The 21,254-nt window shown below is 34.7% G+C and carries 25 protein-coding genes; 19 read left to right on the forward strand and 6 right to left on the reverse strand.

Annotation, left to right across the window (positions count from 1 at the left end):
• The first annotated feature begins 2 nt into the window (after positions 1-2).
• Positions 3-785 (forward strand): hypothetical protein, encoded by a 783-nt coding sequence (locus B0A65_RS03705; protein ID WP_074659359.1) that lies wholly within the window; start codon positions 3-5, stop codon positions 783-785.
• A 16-nt stretch (positions 786-801) separates the two neighbouring features.
• Here the strand turns inward: B0A65_RS03705 and B0A65_RS03710 are convergent, their stop codons facing one another.
• On the reverse strand, positions 802-2,079 hold the full coding sequence (locus B0A65_RS03710) for a replication-associated recombination protein A (protein WP_074659360.1): 1,278 nt from the start codon (positions 2,077-2,079) through the stop codon (positions 802-804).
• Positions 2,080-2,237: 158 nt separating this feature from the next.
• On the opposite strand from B0A65_RS03710, the gene B0A65_RS03715 reads away from it, so the two are divergent.
• Together B0A65_RS03715 and B0A65_RS03720 are read left to right on the forward strand one after the other, a co-directional pair.
• Positions 2,238-3,002 (forward strand): rhomboid family intramembrane serine protease, encoded by a 765-nt coding sequence (locus B0A65_RS03715; protein WP_074659361.1) that lies wholly within the window; start codon positions 2,238-2,240, stop codon positions 3,000-3,002.
• A 65-nt stretch (positions 3,003-3,067) separates the two neighbouring features.
• On the forward strand, positions 3,068-3,574 hold the full coding sequence (locus B0A65_RS03720) for a hypothetical protein (RefSeq protein ID WP_074659362.1): 507 nt from the start codon (positions 3,068-3,070) through the stop codon (positions 3,572-3,574).
• Between the two features lie 4 nt (positions 3,575-3,578).
• Here B0A65_RS03720 and B0A65_RS03725 read toward each other — a convergent pair whose 3' ends face one another.
• The 5 genes from B0A65_RS03725 to B0A65_RS03745 all read right to left on the reverse strand — a co-directional run bounded on the left by B0A65_RS03725 (position 3,579) and on the right by B0A65_RS03745 (position 11,733).
• Positions 3,579-4,385 carry a DUF2490 domain-containing protein gene (locus B0A65_RS03725; RefSeq protein ID WP_074659363.1) on the reverse strand — a complete coding sequence of 269 codons (807 nt, stop codon included), beginning with the start codon at positions 4,383-4,385 and terminating at the stop codon, positions 3,579-3,581.
• 41 nt (positions 4,386-4,426) lie between these two features.
• Positions 4,427-5,161 carry a 23S rRNA (guanosine(2251)-2'-O)-methyltransferase RlmB gene (gene rlmB / locus B0A65_RS03730; protein WP_074659364.1) on the reverse strand — a complete coding sequence of 245 codons (735 nt, stop codon included), beginning with the start codon at positions 5,159-5,161 and terminating at the stop codon, positions 4,427-4,429.
• Positions 5,162-5,246: 85 nt separating this feature from the next.
• On the reverse strand, positions 5,247-6,692 hold the full coding sequence (locus B0A65_RS03735; RefSeq protein WP_074659365.1) for a SusD/RagB family nutrient-binding outer membrane lipoprotein: 1,446 nt from the start codon (positions 6,690-6,692) through the stop codon (positions 5,247-5,249).
• Positions 6,693-6,698: 6 nt separating this feature from the next.
• Complete coding sequence (locus B0A65_RS03740) at positions 6,699-9,947, reverse strand: SusC/RagA family TonB-linked outer membrane protein (RefSeq protein ID WP_074659366.1); 3,249 nt, start codon at positions 9,945-9,947, stop codon at positions 6,699-6,701.
• 85 nt (positions 9,948-10,032) lie between these two features.
• The gene (locus tag B0A65_RS03745; RefSeq protein ID WP_242670218.1) at positions 10,033-11,733 is read right to left on the reverse strand and encodes a BamA/TamA family outer membrane protein; all 1,701 of its coding nucleotides are present in this window, start codon (positions 11,731-11,733) and stop codon (positions 10,033-10,035) included.
• A 183-nt stretch (positions 11,734-11,916) separates the two neighbouring features.
• Here B0A65_RS03745 and rpsL point away from each other — a divergent pair, with 183 nt between their 5' ends.
• From rpsL to rplX, 16 genes are all read left to right on the forward strand, one after another.
• A complete protein-coding gene (gene rpsL, locus B0A65_RS03750) occupies positions 11,917-12,300 on the forward strand; it encodes a 30S ribosomal protein S12 (protein WP_007136570.1) in 384 nt (127 codons plus the stop codon).
• A gap of 114 nt (positions 12,301-12,414) precedes the next feature.
• Entirely contained in the window at positions 12,415-12,891 is a 477-nt protein-coding gene (gene rpsG, locus B0A65_RS03755) for a 30S ribosomal protein S7 (RefSeq protein ID WP_007803600.1), read from the forward strand.
• A gap of 10 nt (positions 12,892-12,901) precedes the next feature.
• Positions 12,902-15,058, forward strand: a complete 2,157-nt coding sequence (gene fusA, locus B0A65_RS03760; protein WP_074659368.1) for an elongation factor G — start codon at positions 12,902-12,904, stop codon at positions 15,056-15,058.
• An 11-nt stretch (positions 15,059-15,069) separates the two neighbouring features.
• Complete coding sequence (rpsJ, locus tag B0A65_RS03765) at positions 15,070-15,375, forward strand: 30S ribosomal protein S10 (RefSeq protein WP_007803605.1); 306 nt, start codon at positions 15,070-15,072, stop codon at positions 15,373-15,375.
• 402 nt (positions 15,376-15,777) lie between these two features.
• Complete coding sequence (gene rplC / locus B0A65_RS03770; protein WP_007803612.1) at positions 15,778-16,395, forward strand: 50S ribosomal protein L3; 618 nt, start codon at positions 15,778-15,780, stop codon at positions 16,393-16,395.
• A complete protein-coding gene (gene rplD, locus B0A65_RS03775; protein ID WP_026982957.1) occupies positions 16,395-17,024 on the forward strand; it encodes a 50S ribosomal protein L4 in 630 nt (209 codons plus the stop codon). Before rplC ends, rplD begins: the two co-directional genes overlap by 1 nt.
• Positions 17,025-17,031: 7 nt before the next feature.
• On the forward strand, positions 17,032-17,322 hold the full coding sequence (rplW, locus tag B0A65_RS03780; RefSeq protein WP_017495018.1) for a 50S ribosomal protein L23: 291 nt from the start codon (positions 17,032-17,034) through the stop codon (positions 17,320-17,322).
• Positions 17,323-17,331: 9 nt separating this feature from the next.
• A complete protein-coding gene (gene rplB / locus B0A65_RS03785) occupies positions 17,332-18,156 on the forward strand; it encodes a 50S ribosomal protein L2 (RefSeq protein ID WP_007803623.1) in 825 nt (274 codons plus the stop codon).
• A gap of 6 nt (positions 18,157-18,162) precedes the next feature.
• Positions 18,163-18,441 carry a 30S ribosomal protein S19 gene (gene rpsS / locus B0A65_RS03790; protein ID WP_012022488.1) on the forward strand — a complete coding sequence of 93 codons (279 nt, stop codon included), beginning with the start codon at positions 18,163-18,165 and terminating at the stop codon, positions 18,439-18,441.
• Positions 18,442-18,447: 6 nt separating this feature from the next.
• The gene (gene rplV / locus B0A65_RS03795) at positions 18,448-18,861 is read left to right on the forward strand and encodes a 50S ribosomal protein L22 (RefSeq protein WP_007803631.1); all 414 of its coding nucleotides are present in this window, start codon (positions 18,448-18,450) and stop codon (positions 18,859-18,861) included.
• A gap of 5 nt (positions 18,862-18,866) precedes the next feature.
• The gene (gene rpsC, locus B0A65_RS03800) at positions 18,867-19,628 is read left to right on the forward strand and encodes a 30S ribosomal protein S3 (protein ID WP_007803635.1); all 762 of its coding nucleotides are present in this window, start codon (positions 18,867-18,869) and stop codon (positions 19,626-19,628) included.
• Positions 19,629-19,647: 19 nt separating this feature from the next.
• Entirely contained in the window at positions 19,648-20,073 is a 426-nt protein-coding gene (gene rplP / locus B0A65_RS03805; protein WP_007803637.1) for a 50S ribosomal protein L16, read from the forward strand.
• A gap of 13 nt (positions 20,074-20,086) precedes the next feature.
• Complete coding sequence (rpmC, locus tag B0A65_RS03810; RefSeq protein ID WP_007803639.1) at positions 20,087-20,278, forward strand: 50S ribosomal protein L29; 192 nt, start codon at positions 20,087-20,089, stop codon at positions 20,276-20,278.
• A 17-nt stretch (positions 20,279-20,295) separates the two neighbouring features.
• On the forward strand, positions 20,296-20,556 hold the full coding sequence (rpsQ, locus tag B0A65_RS03815) for a 30S ribosomal protein S17 (protein WP_007803646.1): 261 nt from the start codon (positions 20,296-20,298) through the stop codon (positions 20,554-20,556).
• Positions 20,557-20,558: 2 nt separating this feature from the next.
• Complete coding sequence (gene rplN, locus B0A65_RS03820; protein ID WP_007803649.1) at positions 20,559-20,927, forward strand: 50S ribosomal protein L14; 369 nt, start codon at positions 20,559-20,561, stop codon at positions 20,925-20,927.
• 11 nt (positions 20,928-20,938) lie between these two features.
• A complete protein-coding gene (gene rplX, locus B0A65_RS03825) occupies positions 20,939-21,253 on the forward strand; it encodes a 50S ribosomal protein L24 (protein WP_007803650.1) in 315 nt (104 codons plus the stop codon).
• Position 21,254: the final 1 nt, after the last annotated feature.

Below are 21,254 nucleotides of genomic sequence, written 5' to 3' on the forward strand. Positions count from 1 at the left end.
AGATGAGAATTAAATTTTTGTTGGTTGCGCTTTTTTGCGTAGTTATAGGATTTGCACAATCTATTAATGATTATAAAGCTGTAATTGTTCCTTTGAAATACGATTTCATGAAATCTGATAATCAGTATAGAATGGCTACAATGACTAAGTCTAATTTGATTAAAGCTGGTTTTCAGGCTTTTTATGCAAACGAAGATATTCCTGCCGAATTTAGCGATCGTTGTCAGCTTTTGTACATTGATGTAAAAAAAGACAATGCTTTTTTAATGACAAAACTTTTTATAGAATTTAAAGATTGCTATGGAAAAGTGGTTTATACATCTGAAGTTGGAAAAAGCAAAGAGAAAGATTATGAAACAGCATATAGAGAGTGTCTTGAAATGGCCTTTGTATCTGTAACAGGCTTGCATTACAAATACAGTGGTAAAATGGTTGCCCCAACTGGTAACAAAGTTGGAACTGTAGCTTTGAATCCAGCAGCAGTTGCAGTTATGACTCCGGCAGCAACAGCAGCAGTCGCTACACCTGCAGCAGTAGTTGTTACACCAGTTTCAGATGTTTCTGATCCAAACTTGTTATATGCTCAACCAACAGAGAATGGATATCAGTTGATTGATAAAACACCAAAAGTGGTAATGAAATTACTTAAAACATCTCGTCCTGATTCTTTTATAGCTATAAAAGATGGTGTGCAGGGTACATTAAATGCAAAAGACAATCAATGGTTTTTTGAATATTATCAAAACGATAAATTAGTATCTGAAAAAGTTTCAGTTAAATTCTAAAATATAAAATGTGGTTTTAATAACCATATTTATCTTTCCAACGGTTTTTTAAAAATTCGCGGTTACTATTCTCTCTTGAATTGTTTCCCGGATTGTAAAGAACCGTTTTTTTTATGGCATCCGGCAAAAATTCCTGTTCGGCAAAATTATTGGCATAATCGTGCGAATATTTATAATCGTCACCATAACCCAACTCTTTCATAAGTTTAGTTGGGGCATTTCTTAAATGTATTGGTACTGGTAAATCTCCTGTTTGTTTTACTAATTGTTGTGCATTACCTATTGCCATATAAGAAGCATTGCTTTTTGGTGAAGTGGCAAGGTAAATGGCGCATTGGCTCAGAATAATTCGACTTTCAGGATAGCCAATAGTGATTACAGCCTGAAAAGTGTTGTTTGCCATAATAAATGCTGTTGGATTTGCATTCCCAATATCTTCACTTGATAATATAAGCATTCTGCGGGCAATAAATTTCACATCTTCTCCGCCTTCAATCATTCTGGCCAGCCAGTAAACAGCTCCGTTTGGGTCACTTCCACGAATAGATTTTATGAAGGCTGAAACAATATCATAATGTTGCTCGCCACTTTTGTCGTAGAGAACAGTGTTTTGTTGAACCAGTTCAAAAACACGATTGTTTGTAATAATGATTTCATCTTCTGCCGAAGCATTTACTACTAATTCAAATATGTTTAGTAGTTTTCTTCCGTCTCCGCCTGAAAGACGCAATAAGGCTTCGGTTTCTTTTAAAATGATATTTTTAGAAGCCAGTTCAGTATCCGTTTTCATTGCGCGATGCAATAGAGCTTCCAGATCAGCTTTTGTAAAAGCATTTAAGATGTAAACCTGGCAACGCGACAATAATGCAGGAATGACTTCAAAACTTGGGTTCTCGGTCGTTGCGCCAATTAAGGTAATCCAGCCTTTTTCTACCGCTGCCAAAAGTGAATCTTGCTGCGATTTGCTAAAACGATGAATCTCATCTATAAACAAAATTGGATTTTTAGCTGTAAATAATCCACCGCTTTGTTTGGCTTTGTCAATCACATCGCGAATATCTTTTACACCTGAATTTATCGCACTTAAAATATAAAATGGACGTTTTGATTCTTGTGCAATGATTTGTGCCAAGGTTGTTTTTCCGGTTCCCGGAGGTCCCCAGAATATTAGAGACGGAATGATTCCTTTCGAAATTTGTTGTGTCAAAGATCCATTTGGACCAACCAAATGATTTTGACTAATATAATCTTCTAATTTCTGTGGGCGAATACGCTCGGCTAAAGGTGCTTCCATTTTGTAAAATTACTATTTTCAATTTTAATTATAAATTTTTAAAAGTTAATTAGTAATGAAAGTGACTTGGGTAGGAAAATTTATTTAGCTGACAAATTATCAGTAAATAGGTTTTGGATAGTTTTTTGATGTTCATCTATTTATTATTCCTAAAAAAAATGAACGACAACCAATTTAAATTTTCAAATGCTGTTTTGGGTCTTCCCATATTTTTTGTCCTTTTTTTATGGATCATATATTGGTTTCAGATTAGGTTTGATTTTGATTTTTATCAAAACGGTATCTATCCTCGGGAATTTTCTGGTTTACAAGGTGTTTTATTTAGTCCTTTTATCCATGAAAATTTAGGCCATTTATATAATAATTCGATACCACTTTTGGTTTTACTTGCTGCATTGCAATATTTCTACCCAAAGCAATCTGTTCCGGTTATTTTATATGGAATTATTTTTTCAGGTTTTATAACCTGGATAATTGGTCGGGAAAATTATCATATTGGTGCAAGTGGTTTGATTTATGTTTTGGTCAGTTTTATTTTTTTTAAAGGAATTCAAACAGGTTATTACAGGTTAGTTGCTCTTTCATTATCTGTAATATTACTTTACGGTGGAATGATCTGGTATGTATTTCCTGATGTAGATGCCACAATTTCCTGGGAAGGTCATTTAGCCGGTTTTATAACAGGTTTTGTGCTGACACTGTTTTATAAAACTCCGGAGTATAAAAAAGCCATAGTTTATGATTGGCAGAAACCGGATTTTAATCCAGAAAATGATGCTTTTATGAAGCATTTTGATGAAAACGGTAATTTTGTTCCCGTTGAGAAATCAGAGGAAGAAACCGACTTTGTCTCACTTTATTTTAGTTCTGATAAATTGGTTAATTACTCTGTAACGAAATCAGAATCAGATGATAAAACATAGAGGTCGATATTTGATATGAGTTAAAAAGACTATTTTTGTTTTAGATATCCTAATTACATCTTACTATGAAAAATATAAGCTTTTTGATTTTTTTACTTTTATTAGCTGTTAGTCCGAAGTTATTAGCCCAATGTGATATAAAGAACAAATTATTGGCTGATGGTACAATGGTGTATTACTTTGATCCGGCTGTTTTTTATACAACAAAATCAAAATCACTAAAAATTAATATAGTTACAGATAAAGAGCATTATTTTATTGCTTTGCAGCCTACACCATTTCCTTCTAAGAAAGTCGGAAAGGAAATCAAAGATGATTTAGTAGTTCATTTGGCAGATCAGAAAGCGTATACATTATCGCATTATGATACGCAATACATGCGCAATGATTCGATCATGCAGGTATTGTATTTAATGGATGCTAAAGATGTAGAGGCTTTTTCGAAGTTTGAAGCTATCGTTGCCGAGATTAATATGAAGGGAACCGAATTTATTCGTGATTATAATTTTAAATTGCATAAAGATGCAATAATGGAGCAGTTAAACTGCTTCCTTAAAAAGGGCGACGAATAAAAGTTTAATCTTCATTTATGTTTGTTTCTTCTGTTTTGTGTATTAAACTTTTGGCGAGTTTTTTGAAAACATTGTTAAAAGTAATAGTCAATGACGCTGCATTTACGGTTTGATTTCCGTCATTTCTTGGCAAAAATTCATTGGCATATGTTAACTCTACCTGAATGTCGTCTGTAAATAAATAACCTGCACCAGCGTTAAATCTGTTTCGATCAAAAAAACTTTCTCCTGTTACCTTAGTTCCGGATTTGAAATAAACTTCATCTGAAGTTATAGCATAAACAACTCCCGCTCGCAAAACTTTGCTATTAATAGGTTTTATATACTTGATTTGTTGGCGATAGCGAAAAACATTTTCATAAGTATCATCCTGGTTTTTCATATGTCTTAGTTCCATTCTCATTCTGGTACTTAAAGTATAACCAGTTTTATGAAAATAGTATATTCCCTGCAATGCAAATCTCCATTCTGGCGATTCAAATTGGCCAATTTCAGGAACATCTTTATTATTAAAGTACGCGAGAAAAGTTGAGAATTTCCAACGAGGAGAAAAGTAATAATGTCCCCATCCTCTTAAGGATCTTTGAATATTTTGTTGAAAAATATTTGGGGATGATTCAGTACTGCTATAAGCAGCCGCTATATTCAGTTCGGTAGACCACTTTTTATTGATAGTTGTGTTGAATTGAATTTCATTCCAAAACTGACCGTAGTTGGTGGTTTGTGCATAGTTAATACTTGTAATTAAAAAAATTACAAGTATTAGACTATATTTTTTAATTGATATGTTATGAGTATTTTTTGAAGACATTCATTATGGTATTTATGAGTCATCTTACTTCTCAACACTATTTAGTTTCTTTGACGAACCGCTTCGTATAAAAACGCACCACAGGCTACAGAAACATTTAAGGATCCTATTGATCCAAACATTGGTAATTTTGCTTTTTCATCAACAATTTTAAGAACTGAAGGGTTGATACCTCTGTCTTCAGATCCCATGATAATGGCAACAGGCTCATTTAAAGCTATGTCGTAAATGTTTTGATCTGTTTTTTCAGTTGCAGCAACAGTTTTTATTCCTGATCCTTGCAGGTAAAAGATTGCATCCTTAATATGCTCCACTTTACAGATAGGAACATTAAATACAGCTCCGGCAGAAGTTTTTACGGTATCACCATTTACAGGAGCAGAACCTGCTTTCTGAACAATAATTCCGTTTACACCCGTGCATTCTGCAGTTCTGATAATGGCTCCAAAGTTTCTGGCATCAGAAATTTGATCTAATATTAAAAATAGGGGTTTCGATCCAGATGCTATAGTTGATTCAACCAAATGTTCAAGGTCGATAAAGCCAATAGGGGAGATTGTTGCAACTGCACCCTGGTGGTTATTCGGCGTTAAACGATTTAATTTTTCAACAGGTACGTATGAAAAGTTTATGTTGGCGCGTTTCATCACCTTCATTAAATCTTTCATTAATTCGCCAGAAATCTCTTTTTGTATAAATACTTTGTCAACTTCTTTTCCTGCCTGTATTGCTTCAATAATGGCTCTAATTCCAAATATTTGATGTTCTTTTTCCATATGGCAAATATAGGTATAATGTTTATATAAAAAAAAGCCACTCTGAATGAACAGAGTGGCTTTAGTATTATTTTTCAGTTATAAATTAGAATTTATCCCAGAAAAGTTTTGTTGTTAATAAATCTCCACCGATAGCATCTGAAGCAGCTTTCCAGTTTGTATTATTTACTTGTTGTTCAAGAACTGGGTAAGCCATTCTTACAGGAACTTTACCACCTGCATTTGAAATTGCAGAAGCAGGAGCTAATAAAACAGGGAAATCTAATCTTCTCCAGAAATTCCAAGAAGTTAATGCCTGATTGTACATAGCTACCCAAGCTTGCTCTCCAATTGATTTTTTCCAATTAGCTGCGTTATATGGATGTGCCGCAAGGTAAGTAGCAGCTTCTGTTGCCGTACCACCCCATTCTACGATTGAAGCAGTAACTGCAGTTCCGTAAGCAGTTGCTGCTGCTGCTGTATTCCAACGTGCATTGGCTTCAGCAATATAAAAAGCAACCTCAGTATAGTTTAATAAAACTCCTGGTGTCTCTGGATCATAAGCGTAATTTGCTATACGAGAAAAAACACGGTAACTACCTGGTAAACCAATTACCTGACCTTTGTATACACCTGAACCATCTGCAGCTAACTTATAGTACTTACTGATCCTTGGATCAGCATTTGTATTCATGTTATCAACTAATGTTTTTCCTCCAATAAAATCATTTCTTGTAGATAAGTTTTCATACAAAGGGTTGAAGTTTGGTGAGTCTGGTAAGTAATTGAATTGTGCATTCTCTTCAGGAGATGTCATTACTCCGGCAGCGATAGCTGAAAGTGCTGTACTTTGTGCTAATGCAGGGTTTGAGTCTGCAATTCCTATTCCAAGTTTCAATTTTAAAGAATTAGCAAATATGATCCACGATGGAATATCTCCATGGTAAACTTTTTCACCTTCATCAAAACTATCGAAACCAGCTGCATGAGTATCTAAATTAGCAATATCTGCATTTATTCTTTTGATTAAATCTACGTAGATAGTAGCTGCATCATCATACGCAGGCAATGGGTATTTATCAAGATCTGCACCTTGAGTATAAGGAACATTTCCAAAAGTATCTACCAAAAGTTGGTAAGTATATACCTGCATGATATCGATTATTGCCAGTTGGTTCTTTTTATTAAGTTCCCAATCTGGAGCTTCAACTACTGACGGTACATAGGTATTAATTATACCTTTAGCCTTACCCAAGTTGTTTAATACATTTGAATAATTATCTCTATAGATTTGGTTAGAAACATTTCTGTTAGTGAAGTCGTAATTACTCTCATTAACATAAATTGTTTCTTGCCAATACTGCATCGTTAATCTGAAATTGTTTTCATTTACGTTAGGTGTATTGACATAGTCACTTAGCTCTTTTTGAGCGTAATTGACTAATGATCCAGGCACGGCTGAATATGCGCTGTTTGGATCTGAGTTTATATCCTCACTAACACAGGCAGTCATTGACAAACCAACTGTTAGTATTGCTATTATCTTTTTCATTTTTTTTTAGAAATTAAGTTTGACGTTAAAAGAAATGTTTCTTGTAGTCGGCATAGGACCTGATTGGTATCCTTGAGTGTTTCCTGAAGATAATCCTGCTTCTGGATCAGAGTAAGGTACGCTTTTGTCAATTATCCATACATTGTTTCCAATTACGCTAAATGATCCACTTTTAATTGATTTTCCTAACAAACTTGAAGGCAAGTTATAAGTTAAAGCAACCTCTCTTAATTTTACAAAACCAGCGTCATAAACGTATGCTGCTGCAGGAGGGTCTGTTACTAAAACTTGACTTGACTGATCTCTTCTTAATCTTGTTGTGTTTGTAATGTATTGTGGTTGAGTACCTCCTGGTGTATATGCTGGATTGGCCATTACTCCTTGTAAAAGTTCTCCACCACCATTTGCGATAGTGTTTCTTATTGGGTTTCCTAAGTCATTATTTCCAACAGAATTTGCGTAGATACCTGTTCCATAACCATAGTATTGATCAAGTGAGAATACACTTCCTCCTTTTTTGATATCAATTAAGAAGCTTAAAGAGATGTTTTTGTAAGTAACTTTATTGTTAATTCCACCTGTCCAATCTGCTTGGTATGTTCCTAATTTGTTATCAGTAGTAGTAGATACTACGTACTCACCTTTAGATCCGATAATTCTGTTTCCAGAACCATCTGTTACATATGTAGTTCCCCAAATTGTTCCATAATCCTGATTAAGTGGAGCATTGATACTAATACCACCTTGAAGTGAATTGATATTGATGTTTTCAATACCAGGAGCTAATTCTGTAACTTTAGTGTTAGGATTTGCCCAGTTTACAGCAATATCCCAAGAGAAATTTTCTGTTTTAACAGGAGTTGCATTAAATGTAACCTCGAATCCTTTTGTTGTTAAAGTACCAGCATTGATATTGTTGAAGCTTGATCCAGTAGCTGTTGATACAGGTAATGGTAAAATTTGATCGTATGCTTTGTTTTGGAACCAAGCTACGTCAAAACCAACTCTGTTGTTTAAAAATTGCATGTTAACCCCTAACTCGACGTTGTCTAATTGTTGTGGTTTTAAGTTGTAATTTTTAGCAGTTGTGTTATATGAATATGATGGAGTCCCAAAAGGTGTTTGAGCATTATACGTATTCAAAAGTTGATTAGCTTGAGTGTCAGAACCAACCTGAGCGTAAGCAGCTCTTAATTTACCAAAACTGATAAATTCAACTTCTTTTAACCAGTTTGAGAAAACAACACTTCCAGATATTGCAGAATACCAGTAAGCGTTATTGTCTTCAGGTAAAGCTGATGACTCGTCTCTTCTTACAGATCCTTCAAGATAGTAAGTTCCTTTATAACCTAAAGTTGCTTGTCCAAATAATCCAAGAACTTCTTTTCTTGTGTTAACAGTTCTAGGTAATGTAGGAGCAGATACTGAATTAGAAATGGTGTACAATCCAGGAATATATAATCCTCCTGAAGTTGTTTGTTGCTCAGAAAAATTGTTTTGTACGTTTAAATTGGTACCTAATATGAAGTTAAGATTTAAATCCTCAGCTAAGTCTTTTTTGAAAGTTGCTAAGAAATCATAATTTTGTTCGCTATAATCATAAAGATCTAAAGCGTAACCAGAAGGTTGTGGTGGTTGATTTGCAAGATTAGGATTAGATCCAATAGCATTCGGGTATGATCCTACAGCAATTCTGCTTTCAGTAGTCATGTTGAATCCGTCTGTACCCATTCTAGCCATTAAGTTAATGCTTTTAGATACGTCATAGCTGATGCTTGCATTAGCTGCAAATCTTTTTCTGCTATCATTGTTGTAGTTTTCATATCTCTGGAAATATGCATTATCCCAGAAAGCTGGTGTCAAATCATCTGGACCATTAATATTCCATGTGTAGTTTTGTCTACTCATAAAATAAAGCTTTTCTTGTTCTTTAATGTCAACATTCGTTGGCCACCATTGTCTAAATCCAGCTATTTGGTTACCACCGTATCCAGTAGAGTTTCTGTTTCTTGTATTTTGAGAAACATAAGTTGCATTAACTGTTGAGCTTAACTTATCATTAAATTTATAAGTAGCTGTTGCGTTAAAGTTGTTTTTGCTTAATAAAGAATTAGGTAATACGTCTGTACTATTTGTATTAGCGTAAGTTAATCTGTAAGTAGCTTTATCTGAACCTCCGCTTATTGCGATATTGTTTACTGTAGATACACCTGTTTTGAAAAATTCAACAGGACCATTTTTAGCAGCAACCCATGGCGTTTTTTTACCAAAATTTGGAGAACCAGGAATGAAAGCATCATATTGCCAAACAGCTTCACCTGTATATTTTGGACCGTAAGAAGCGTCATCACCAGTTGAAGCAGCAAGCTCTCCATTGTAATCACCCCAGCTACCTTCACCAACATATCCTTCACCATATTGAGTTTGGTATTTAGGGAATGTTGTTTTGTCAATATTAGACATTGTGTAAGAAGAAGAGATCTCTACAGACATATCATTTCTTGCCTTACCTTTTTTAGTAGTAATAATGATAGCTCCATTTTGAGCTCTTGATCCGTAAAGTGCAGTTGCAGCAGCACCTTTTAACACGTTGATATCTGCGATGTTATTAGGGTTGATATCAGATGCGGCATTTCCGTAATCGTAACCACCTCTACCACTTTTTTGGTCAAGACTATTTACGTTACTGTTCAAAATTGGCACACCATCAACTACGAATAAAGCCTGGTTGTCTCCTAAAAGAGATTTGTAACCTCTAAGAACTACGTTTGTAGATCCTCCAAAGTTAGTACCTTGAGTTACTGTAAGACCAGCAACTTTACCTGATAAGTTGTTTACAAAGTTTCCTGTAGGAACTGTAGATACTTGCTCAGCTGTTACTTGTTGAGCAGAATACCCAAGAGATTTTTTCTCTCTTTTAATACCTAAAGCTGTTGTCACGACAACACTTTCAAGTTGTTGTGCATCTCCAGCTAATTTTACGTCAATTGTAGATGAACTTGCAGCTATCTCCTGAGATTTCATCCCAATGTAGCTAAATACCAAAACTTGGCTTGTTGATGCTTTGATAGAAAATTTACCATCAAAATCAGTTTGTGTCCCAGATTTTGTTCCTTTCACTAATACACTTACACCTGGCAAAGGCATACCTGCATTATCGGTAACAATTCCTGAAACAGCTCTTTCTTGCGCAAAAGTAAGTTGCGCCACTAGTACTAATAAAAGCACTAAGAATCCATTGAACTTTAGTTTCATTTTTAAATATTTTGAATTAGTATCGCAAAACTCTTAATAATTTGTTAACTATCCTAATATTAATTTAAACTTTTTTCGGTTACTGCTAAAATTTAACATTATAACATATGTTTATGATAGTGTTATATAATTGTATTTCTTGTACGTTTGCGCCTCCATTTGTGAGGTTAATCTTAAGTAATCCGTTTGGCGTTTGTATAACTGATCCAATTCCAAGTCCTATTAATTTTTTTATTTTGTTTGGATTAATTACGCTTGTTAAGTCTTGATACAGGCCGTAATCGGTAATTGTGTTAACATAAATGGTTTTTGAAAATTTATACCGATACTCTGTAAGAATTAAAGAATTGAAGTTACATTGCAGGCTGTTTTCTAAAAAGCCTCTAATGGAATTTATACCTCCAAAACGAAATAATTCATTTGAAATAAAGTTTTTACTATTCAAATAAAAATTCTGTGAATTTATGTTAATGAAATTCTTTTCATTTAACTCAAAATTATAGGAAGCATTTAGATTGGTGTAAAATTGTTTACTGTTTCCGGCTGTTATCGGATCATTGTTGGTGCTTCTCTCTCCATAACCAATAACCCAGTTCAGATTTGCTTTTTTTGGAATAAGGTTGTTGACATTATCTGCTTTTTTGAATTCGTAGGTTGTTGTGATGTATGAATTTTTGAAGTCACTAATTGTTGAATTGTTTATGTTTTGGATATCACTCGATTCGGTTGTTTGGTATCCAAGATAAATTTTTGAATTATAGTTGATGTAATAGCCCAGATCGATTGAAGTTTTTGTGTTTTGAAAAGTACTGTCTTGTTTAAAAATATTCAGTTGCGCTTTTAATCCTAATGAAGATTTAAAAATGTATGGAATTTCTAATTTTGTATTGAAGGTTTTTTGTTGGTTGCCGTCACTTTTCCAGTATAATGAAAATTGTTCGCCAGCATGTAAGGTGTTTGATAGTAATATATCGAGGTATCCATTAAGATTTGCTTTTTTTTCTTTATCATTTGAAAATCCTATGTAACCGTCAAAACTGTTCGCTTTTCTTTTTTCAAGATAAAGGTAGATTTTGGTTGAGTCGTTTGTGAATAATATTTCTGGATATTTTGTTTGGTTTACAAATTCGTAACTGTTGATTTCGTCATAAAGTTGCTTGGTGATTTCCTGATTGAAAGTTTTGCGTAAATATTTTTTGTTGAGTTGTTTTAGATGTCCTTTTGGGAAATTGGCTTTGTCTTTGCTATTTGTATAATTTAGGATAATTGAATTTACCTGTCGTTTTTTTTCGGATTTAAAATTTAGACTCGCAAAAATTATCAAATTCTCTCTGTGAATATTTTCAAGTTTTATTTTGCTTAATGCAAATCCTTGCTTTTCTGCTTCGATTATCTTTTGATTTAAATAGTTTTCAGTCTCTTCATAAGGTAAAATTAGGGTATCATTTTTGGTTTCGTTGGGATCAAAAAAAAAATTATTTCTACCTATATATATATGCGTATATTTTACTCGTGTTTTCAGTTCTATAAAAGAGACATAAGTGCTGTCATTTAATTTGTTTGTTTGCAGTATTTTATTGTCTAAATATCCCTTTTTTGCGAGCTTGTTAGAGGTGCTGTTTATTTCGTCATAAAGAGATTTTATATTTGCATGTTTGGTAAAATAATTTATGGAGTCAATAATTTTTGTTTCATTTGAGTTCGACCCATTTATTTTTAAATGAAAATTTTGTGCGTAACCTGAAATGCCTATGCAGGAAATGAGTATGTATAGAAGTTGTTTCAAAGGGAATAATTTGATTTGTTAAAAGTATTAAAAATATATGCCGATTGTTTCTAAAAAGATAAGCTTAAATAATGTTATTGAAAATTAATGGATTAACGTTTGTATAGTGAAAAATATTTTATACATTTGCAACCCCGTAAAAAGCGGGAATTTAATATACATAATAAATTTTTAGTATTAATTATGCCAACAATTCAACAATTAGTAAGAACAGGAAGAACTCAGATAACTAAGAAGAGTAAATCGGTTGCTTTAGATTCTTGTCCTCAAAGAAGAGGGGTTTGTACGCGTGTTTACACTACTACACCAAAAAAACCAAACTCTGCAATGCGTAAAGTTGCGCGTGTACGTTTGACAAATGGTAATGAGGTGAATGCTTACATCCCTGGAGAAGGACACAATTTACAAGAGCACTCGATAGTATTAGTTAGAGGTGGAAGGGTAAAAGATTTACCAGGTGTTAGATATCATATCGTTCGTGGAGCGCTTGACACGTCAGGAGTTGCAGGAAGAACGCAAAGAAGATCTAAGTACGGTGCTAAACGCCCAAAAGAAGCAAAAAAGTAATTTAAAACGTTAAGAGTTGGAGGTTAGGAGTTGAGGGTTAGATTGAGGCGAAAGTTTTAATTCTATAACAAAACATTTAACGGATAACCTATAACTTTTTATTAAAAAAAAGACATGAGAAAAAGAGCGGCAAAGAAAAGACCACTTTTACCAGATCCAAGGTTTAACGACCAATTGGTAACACGTTTTGTGAACAACTTAATGTGGGATGGTAAGAAATCTACAGCTTTCAAAGTATTTTATGATGCTATTGACATCATTGAGTCTAAAAAGCAAGATTCAGAAAAATCTTCATTAGAAATTTGGAAAGATGCTTTAACAAACGTTATGCCTCACGTAGAAGTACGTAGTCGTAGAGTAGGTGGAGCTACATTTCAAATTCCAATGCAAATTAGACCAGACAGAAAAATTTCTATGGCAATGAAGTGGTTAATACTTTATTCTAGAAGAAGAAATGAAAAATCTATGGCACAACGTTTAGCGTCAGAATGTTTAGCTGCTGCTAAAGAAGAAGGTGCTGCGGTTAAGAAAAGAATGGATACTCACAAGATGGCAGAAGCTAATAAAGCTTTCTCTCACTTTAGATTTTAATTCGTAAGAAATGGCTAGAGATTTAAAATATACAAGAAATATCGGAATTGCTGCTCACATTGATGCTGGTAAAACAACAACAACTGAGCGTATCCTTTTTTATACTGGAAAGTCACACAAAATTGGTGAAGTGCACGATGGTGCTGCAACAATGGACTGGATGGCTCAAGAGCAAGAAAGAGGTATTACAATTACTTCGGCTGCGACAACTTGTGAGTGGAACTTTCCAACTGAGCAAGGTAAGATTTTGCCTGAGTCTTTGCCGTACCACTTTAATATTATTGATACTCCTGGACACGTTGACTTTACTGTAGAGGTAAATCGTTCTTTACGTGTACTTGATGGATTGGTTTTCTTGTTTAGTGCTGTTGATGGTGTTGAGCCTCAATCAGAAACTAACTGGAGACTAGCTGATCAATATAGAGTTCCACGTATGGGATTCGTAAACAAAATGGACCGTCAAGGATCTAACTTTTTGGCAGTTTGTCAACAAGTTCGTGATATGTTGAAATCAAATGCTGTTGCGATCACTTTGCCAATTGGTGAAGAGAATGATTTCAAAGGTGTTGTAGATTTAGTAAAAAACCAAGCTATCATTTGGCATGATGCTACTCAGGGGGCGACTTTTGATATTGTGCCAATTCCTGAGGATATGATTGCAGAGGTTAAAGAATACAGATCTATTCTTATTGAAGCTGTTGCTGACTATGATGAAAATCTTTTAGAGAAATTCATGGAAGATGAAAACTCTATTACAGAGGAAGAAATCAACAACGCTTTAAGAGCTGCTACTATGGATATGGCTATCATCCCGATGATTGCTGGTTCTTCTTTCAAAAACAAAGGAGTTCAATTCATGTTAGATGCGGTTTGTAAATATTTGCCTTCTCCAATGGATAAGGAAGGTATCGAAGGGATTCATCCTGATGATGCTGAATTATTAGAAGAAGATCAAACTAAAATCTTGCGTAAGCCAGATGTAAAAGAGCCGTTCGCTGCTTTGGCATTTAAAATTGCTACTGACCCATTCGTAGGTCGTTTAGCTTTCTTCCGTGCTTACTCTGGTCGTTTAGATGCTGGTTCTTATGTTTTGAACACGCGTTCAGGAAATAAAGAAAGAATTTCTCGTATCTACCAAATGCACGCTAATAAACAAAATCCAATCGAATTTATTGAGGCTGGAGATATTGGAGCTGCTGTTGGATTTAAAGATATCAAAACTGGAGATACATTGTGTGATGAAAAACACCCAATTATTCTTGAGTCTATGAAATTCCCTGCGCCGGTAATTGGTATTGCAATTGAACCTAAAACTAAAGCTGACGTTGATAAAATGGGTATGGCTTTGGCTAAATTAGCTGAAGAGGATCCAACATTTACTGTTAGAACAGATGAGGCTTCTGGGCAAACTATTATCTCAGGTATGGGTGAGCTTCACTTAGATATTTTGGTTGATCGTATGAAACGTGAATTTAAAGTTGAAGTGAACCAAGGTGAGCCTCAAGTTGAATATAAAGAAGCGTTTACAAGAACTGCAACTCATAGAGAGACTTACAAGAAACAATCAGGAGGTCGTGGTAAATTCGGTGATATCGTATTTACACTTGAGCCAGCTGACGAAGTTGATGGTAAAGTTCCTGTAGGATTACAGTTTATTAATGCAGTAAAAGGTGGTAACGTTCCTAAGGAATATATTCCATCTGTAGAAAAAGGTTTCCGTGAAGCTATGAAAACTGGTCCTTTGGCTGGTTATCAAGTGGATAGTTTGAAAGTAACTTTGACAGACGGATCTTTTCACCCTGTCGATTCCGATGCACTTTCTTTTGAATTGGCAGCAAGAATGGGTTATAGAGAAGTAGCGAAAGCTGCTGGAGCTATTATTCTTGAGCCTATCATGAAAATGGAGGTTATTACTCCTGAAGAAAACATGGGGGATATCGTAGGTGATATCAACCGTCGTAGAGGTCAGGTTAATGATATGGGTGACAGAAATGGTGCTAAAACTATTAAGGCTGATGTGCCTTTGTCAGAGATGTTTGGATATGTAACAACATTAAGAACATTATCTTCTGGTAGAGCTACTTCAACTATGGAGTTTTCACATTATGCAGAGACACCTTCTAATATTTCAGAAGCTGTAATTAAAAAAGCAAAAGGTAACGCTTAATTCTTAAGAAAATGAGTCAAAAAATCAGAATAAAACTAAAATCTTACGATCACATGTTGGTAGATAAATCTGCTGAAAAGATCGTAAAAACAGTAAAAACTACTGGAGCAGTTGTAACAGGTCCAATTCCGTTACCAACTCACAAAAAACTTTTCACTGTGTTACGTTCTCCGCACGTTAACAAAAAAGCGAGAGAGCAATTTGAAGTAATGTCATACAAGAGATTGATTGATATTTATTCATCTTCATCTAAAACTATTGATGCATTAATGAAACTTGAATTGCCAAGTGGAGTTGAAGTAGAAATAAAAGTATAATTTTTTATTATATTTTATAAAAAAAAGCGAGACAGAAATGTTTCGCTTTTTTACTTTTATTTAAATTTTGTTTTTTCTTTTTTAAGGTCTTTCGTTTTTAATATTTATTGCTTGTTTTGATCGAGATGTCTTTTGTTTAGGCTGTTGCCGGTGTTTTTTCTTTTGTGGGTTATCTAAATGTTAAGAAAAATATCATTAGAGATTAAGAAAGAAAAAATTATTTTTTGGTTTAAATTTTCACCTCCTCTTGCTTGTTGTGATCCTTGGATTTTGATAATGAGCGATTTAATTTTTGTAACTGTTTGGTATATTCAATTTTAATGTCTACTTTTGCACTCCCTGTTTGGAAATTTCTGTTATTTTCAAATTGAAGGGAATTTTAGTAATTAATAATTAATATTTATGTCTGGGTTAATTGGTAAAAAAATCGGCATGACTAGTATTTTCGACGAAAACGGGAAAAACATTCCTTGTACAGTAATCGAAGCTGGGCCGTGTGTTGTTACCCAAGTCAGAACCAAAGGTGTTGACGGGTACGAAGCGTTGCAACTAGGTTTCGATGACAAAAACGAGAAACATTCTACTAAAGCGGCTTTAGGTCACTTTAAAAAAGCTGGAACTGTTGCTAAGAAAAAAGTCGTTGAATTCCAAGATTTCGCAACTGAACAAAAATTAGGGGATCTTATTGATGTTTCTATTTTTGCTGAAGGAGAATTTGTAGATGTACAAGGTGTATCTAAAGGTAAAGGTTTTCAAGGTGTTGTAAAACGTCACGGATTTGGTGGTGTTGGTCAGGCAACTCATGGTCAACATAACCGTTTAAGAGCGCCAGGTTCTGTGGGAGCTTCTTCTTATCCATCTAGAGTATTCAAAGGAATGCGTATGGCTGGAAGAATGGGAGGAGATAATGTAAAAGTACAAAACCTTAGAGTTTTAAAAGTAGTTGCTGAAAAGAACCTACTTGTTATTAAAGGATGTGTTCCTGGACATAAAAACTCTTATGTAATCATTCAGAAGTAATGGAAGTAAAAGTATTAGATTTCAACGGAAAAGATACTGGAAGAAAAGTTCAACTTTCTGATTCAGTATTCGCAATTGAACCAAACAATCACGCTGTATACCTTGATGTTAAGCAATATCTTGCTAATCAAAGACAAGGTACTCACAAAGCTAAAGAAAGAGCTGAAGTGACAGGAAGTACACGTAAGATTAAAAAACAAAAAGGAACAGGTACAGCTCGTGCGGGAAGTATTAAGAATCCATTGTTTAAAGGTGGTGGAACAGTTTTCGGACCAAGACCAAGAAGTTATTCATTTAAATTGAATAAATCTTTGAAAAGATTGGCTAGAAAATCAGCTTTCTCAATCAAAGCAAAAGAGGCGAATATCATCGTTCTTGAAGACTTTAATTTTGAAGCGCCAAACACTAAAAATTTCATTAACGTTTTGAAAGCTTTAGGGTTAGAAAATAAAAAATCTCTATTTGTGTTGGGAGAGTCGAATAAAAATGTATATTTGTCCTCACGCAATTTAAAGGCTTCTAATGTCGTAACTAGCTCAGAATTAAGCACTTACGCTATTTTAAACACTAATAATTTAGTGCTTTTAGAAGGTTCTTTGGAGTTAATTGAAGAAAATTTAAGCAAATAATAGGAATATGAGTATCATAATTAGACCTATAGTAACAGAAAAAGTAACCAAAGAAAGTGAAGTTTTAAACCGCTTCGGATTCGTTGTTGACAAAAAAGCAAACAAAGTGCAAATTAAGAAAGCTGTTGAAGCTGCTTATGGAGTGACTATTGTTTCAGTTAACACGATGAACGTAAGACCGGATAGAACTACGAAATACACTAAAAGTGGTTTGATCAGTGGAAAGACAAATGCAATTAAGAAAGCGATTGTTCAAGTACAAGAAGGAGAAACAATTGATTTTTACAACAATATCTAAGATAGAAAAATGTCAGTAAGAAAATTAAAACCTATTACCCCAGGTCAGCGATTTAGAGTTGTGAATGGTTATGACGCCATTACAACTGATAAGCCGGAACGCTCTTTGATAGCGCCGATAAAAAACTCTGGAGGTAGAAATAGTCAAGGAAAGATGACCATGCGTTATACGGGTGGTGGTCACAAGCAGAGATATCGTATTATTGATTTCAAAAGAACTAAAGACGGAATTCCGGCTACTGTGAAATCAATCGAATACGATCCAAATCGTACTGCATTTATCGCTTTGTTAGCTTATGCTGATGGAGAGAAAACGTATGTAATTGCTCAAAACGGATTGAAAGTTGGTCAGAAATTAGTTTCTGGTCCAGAATCTCAACCGGAAATTGGTAATACATTGCCTTTAAGCAGAATTCCTTTAGGAACTGTAATCTCTTGTATTGAGTTACGTCCAGGTCAAGGTGCGGTAATCGCTCGTTCAGCTGGTACATTTGCTCAATTAATGGCAAGAGATGGAAAATATGCTACAATTAAAATGCCATCTGGTGAAACAAGATTAATCTTGTTAACTTGTTCGGCTACAATTGGAGCTGTTTCTAATTCAGACCACCAATTAGTTGTATCTGGTAAAGCAGGTAGAACAAGATGGTTAGGAAGAAGACCTAGAACAAGACCTGTTGCAATGAACCCTGTTGATCACCCAATGGGTGGTGGAGAAGGACGTTCTTCTGGTGGACATCCACGTTCAAGAAATGGAATACCAGCAAAAGGTTATAGAACTCGTTCTAAGAAAAACCCGAGTAACAAGTATATCGTAGAACGTAGAAAGAAATAATAAGATATGGCACGTTCATTAAAAAAAGGACCTTTCGTTCATTATAAGTTAGACAAGAAAGTTCAGGAAAACGTAGAAAGTGGTAAAAATAGTGTAGTAAAGACTTGGTCTAGAGCTTCTATGATTACTCCAGATTTCGTTGGACAAACTATCGCAGTTCATAACGGTCGTCAATTTGTACCAGTTTACGTAACAGAAAACATGGTAGGTCACAAATTAGGAGAATTTTCACCAACTAGATCTTTTAGAGGTCATGCTGGAGCAAAAAATAAAGGTAAAAAATAAGAAGCAATGGGAGTTCGTAAAAGAGAAACAGCAGATGCGAGAAAAGAGGCTAATAAGTCTATTGCTTTCGCAAAATTGAATAACTGCCCTACTTCACCTAGAAAAATGCGCTTAGTAGCGGACTTGGTAAGAGGTCAGAAGGTAGAAAGAGCACTTAACATATTAAGATTTAGTTCTAAAGAAGCTTCAAGAAAATTAGAAAAACTATTATTATCTGCAATCAACAACTGGGAGCAAAAAAATAGTGAAGGTAATTTAGAAGAAGCTGGATTATTTGTTAAGGAGATCAGAGTAGATGGTGGAATGATGTTGAAAAGACTTCGTCCAGCTCCACAAGGTCGTGCACACAGAATAAGAAAACGTTCTAATCACGTTACAATCGTGCTTGGAGCTATCAATAACACACAAAGCAATTCTTAAGCAGCATGGGACAAAAGACAAATCCAATTGGAAATAGACTTGGTATCATCAGAGGGTGGGACTCAAACTGGTATGGTGGAAATGATTACGGTGATAAACTTGCCGAAGATCACAAAATCAGAAAGTATATCCACGCTCGTTTATCAAAAGCTAGTGTATCTAAAGTAATCATCGAGAGAACTTTAAAACTTGTAACCGTTACTATCACTACTGCTAGACCTGGTATCATTATCGGAAAAGGTGGACAAGAGGTAGACAAGTTAAAAGAAGAACTTAAGAAAGTTACTGACAAAGAGGTTCAAATCAACATCTTTGAAATTAAAAGACCTGAATTAGATGCTTATCTTGTGGCGACAAGCATCGCTCGTCAAATCGAAAGCCGTATCTCTTACAGACGTGCAATCAAAATGGCTATTGCTGCTTCTATGCGTATGAATGCTGAAGGTATCAAAGTTTTGATTTCTGGTCGTTTGAATGGTGCTGAGATGGCGCGTTCAGAAGGTTTCAAAGAAGGTAGAATTCCTCTATCAACTTTCAGAGCTGATATTGATTATGCTTTGGCTGAAGCTCACACTACTTACGGTAGAATGGGTATCAAAGTATGGATCATGAAAGGTGAAGTTTATGGAAAGAGAGATCTTTCTCCACTTGCAGGAATGGATAAAAAACAATCTGGAACTGGTGGTGGTAAAGGTGGAGATTCTCCGAGAGGAGACAGAAAACCTTTTAATAAAGGTGGTAAACCAGACGCTCGTAAAAGAAAGTAAATTTTTAAACTAAAGAAAAATGTTACAGCCTAAAAGAACAAAATACCGTAAGGTACAAAAAGGTAAAATGAAAGGTAACTCTCAAAGAGGGCATGAACTTTCTAATGGAATGTTTGGTATTAAATCTGTACATGAAGATGGAATGTTCTTAACTTCTCGTCAAATCGAAGCTGCGCGTATTGCTGCAACTCGTTTTATGAAGAGAGAGGGACAATTATGGATTAAAATATTTCCAGACAAACCAATTACTAAGAAACCTCTTGAGGTACGTATGGGTAAAGGTAAAGGTGCCGTTGAATATTGGGCTGCCGTTGTTAAACCCGGAAGAATTATGTTTGAAGTTGGAGGAGTTCCTTTATCAGTTGCAAAAGAGGCTTTACGTCTTGCAGCTCAAAAGCTTCCAGTAAAAACTAAGTTCGTCGTTGCTAGAGATTTCGAAGCATAATTTATATTATATTATGAAACAATCAGAAATAAAAGATCTTTCTGCAGCGGAGTTGCAAGAAAAACTTAGTCAAACTAAGAAGATATATGCTGACCTAAAAATGGCCCACGCTATTTCTCCAATTGAGAACCCACTTCAAATTAGAAGTGTAAGAAGAACAGTTGCAAGATTGGCTACAGAGCTAACTAAAAGAGAGTTACAATAATTGTATTCTGCTGAAAGATGGAAGAAAAAAGAAATTTAAGAAAAGAAAGAATAGGTGTTGTTACTTCAAATAAAATGGATAAATCTATTGTTATTGCTGAAGTAAGAAAAGTAAAACACCCATTATACGGTAAGTTCGTGTTGAAAACAAAGAAATACGTTGCACACGACGAAACAAACGACTGTAACATTGGAGATACTGTAAGAATTAGCGAAACGCGTCCTTTAAGTAAAACAAAATGTTGGAGATTAGTTGAAATCTTAGAAAGAGCTAAATAATTATGGTACAACAGGAATCAAGACTAAAAGTAGCAGATAACACGGGAGCAAAAGAAGTTTTAACTATCCGTGTTTTAGGAGGTACCAAAAGAAGGTATGCCTCTGTTGGTGACAAGATTGTAGTATCTATTAAAGATGCAACTCCTAACGGTAACGTTAAAAAAGGAGCTGTTTCAACTGCAGTTGTTGTACGTACCAAAAAAGAAGTGAGAAGAGCTGATGGTTCTTATATCCGTTTCGATGATAATGCATGTGTTCTTTTGAACGCTGCAGGGGAAATGAGAGGAACTCGTGTTTTTGGTCCGGTAGCAAGAGAACTTCGTGAAAAACAATTCATGAAAATTGTATCATTAGCACCAGAAGTGCTTTAATTCGTTTTAAGATGATAAAGCTAAAAATAAAATCAGGAGATATCGTAAGAGTTATTGCTGGAGACCATAAAGGTGCTGAAGGTAAAGTTTTACGTGTTTACCGTGAGAAAAATAAAGCGATAGTTGAAGGTGTAAACATGGTTTCGAAACATACAAAACCAAGTGCTAAAAACCCTCAAGGTGGTATCGTTAAGAAAGAAGCTTCTATACAAATATCTAACATTTCACTAATTGATCCTAAAACTAAGGAAACAACTAGAGTTGGTATTAGAGTAGAGGGAGATAAGAAAGTAAGATTTTCAAAAAAATCTAATCAAGTACTATAGT

This window comes from Flavobacterium frigidimaris, from assembly GCF_002217275.1.
Taxonomy (GTDB): Bacteria; Bacteroidota; Bacteroidia; order Flavobacteriales; family Flavobacteriaceae; genus Flavobacterium; species Flavobacterium aquidurense.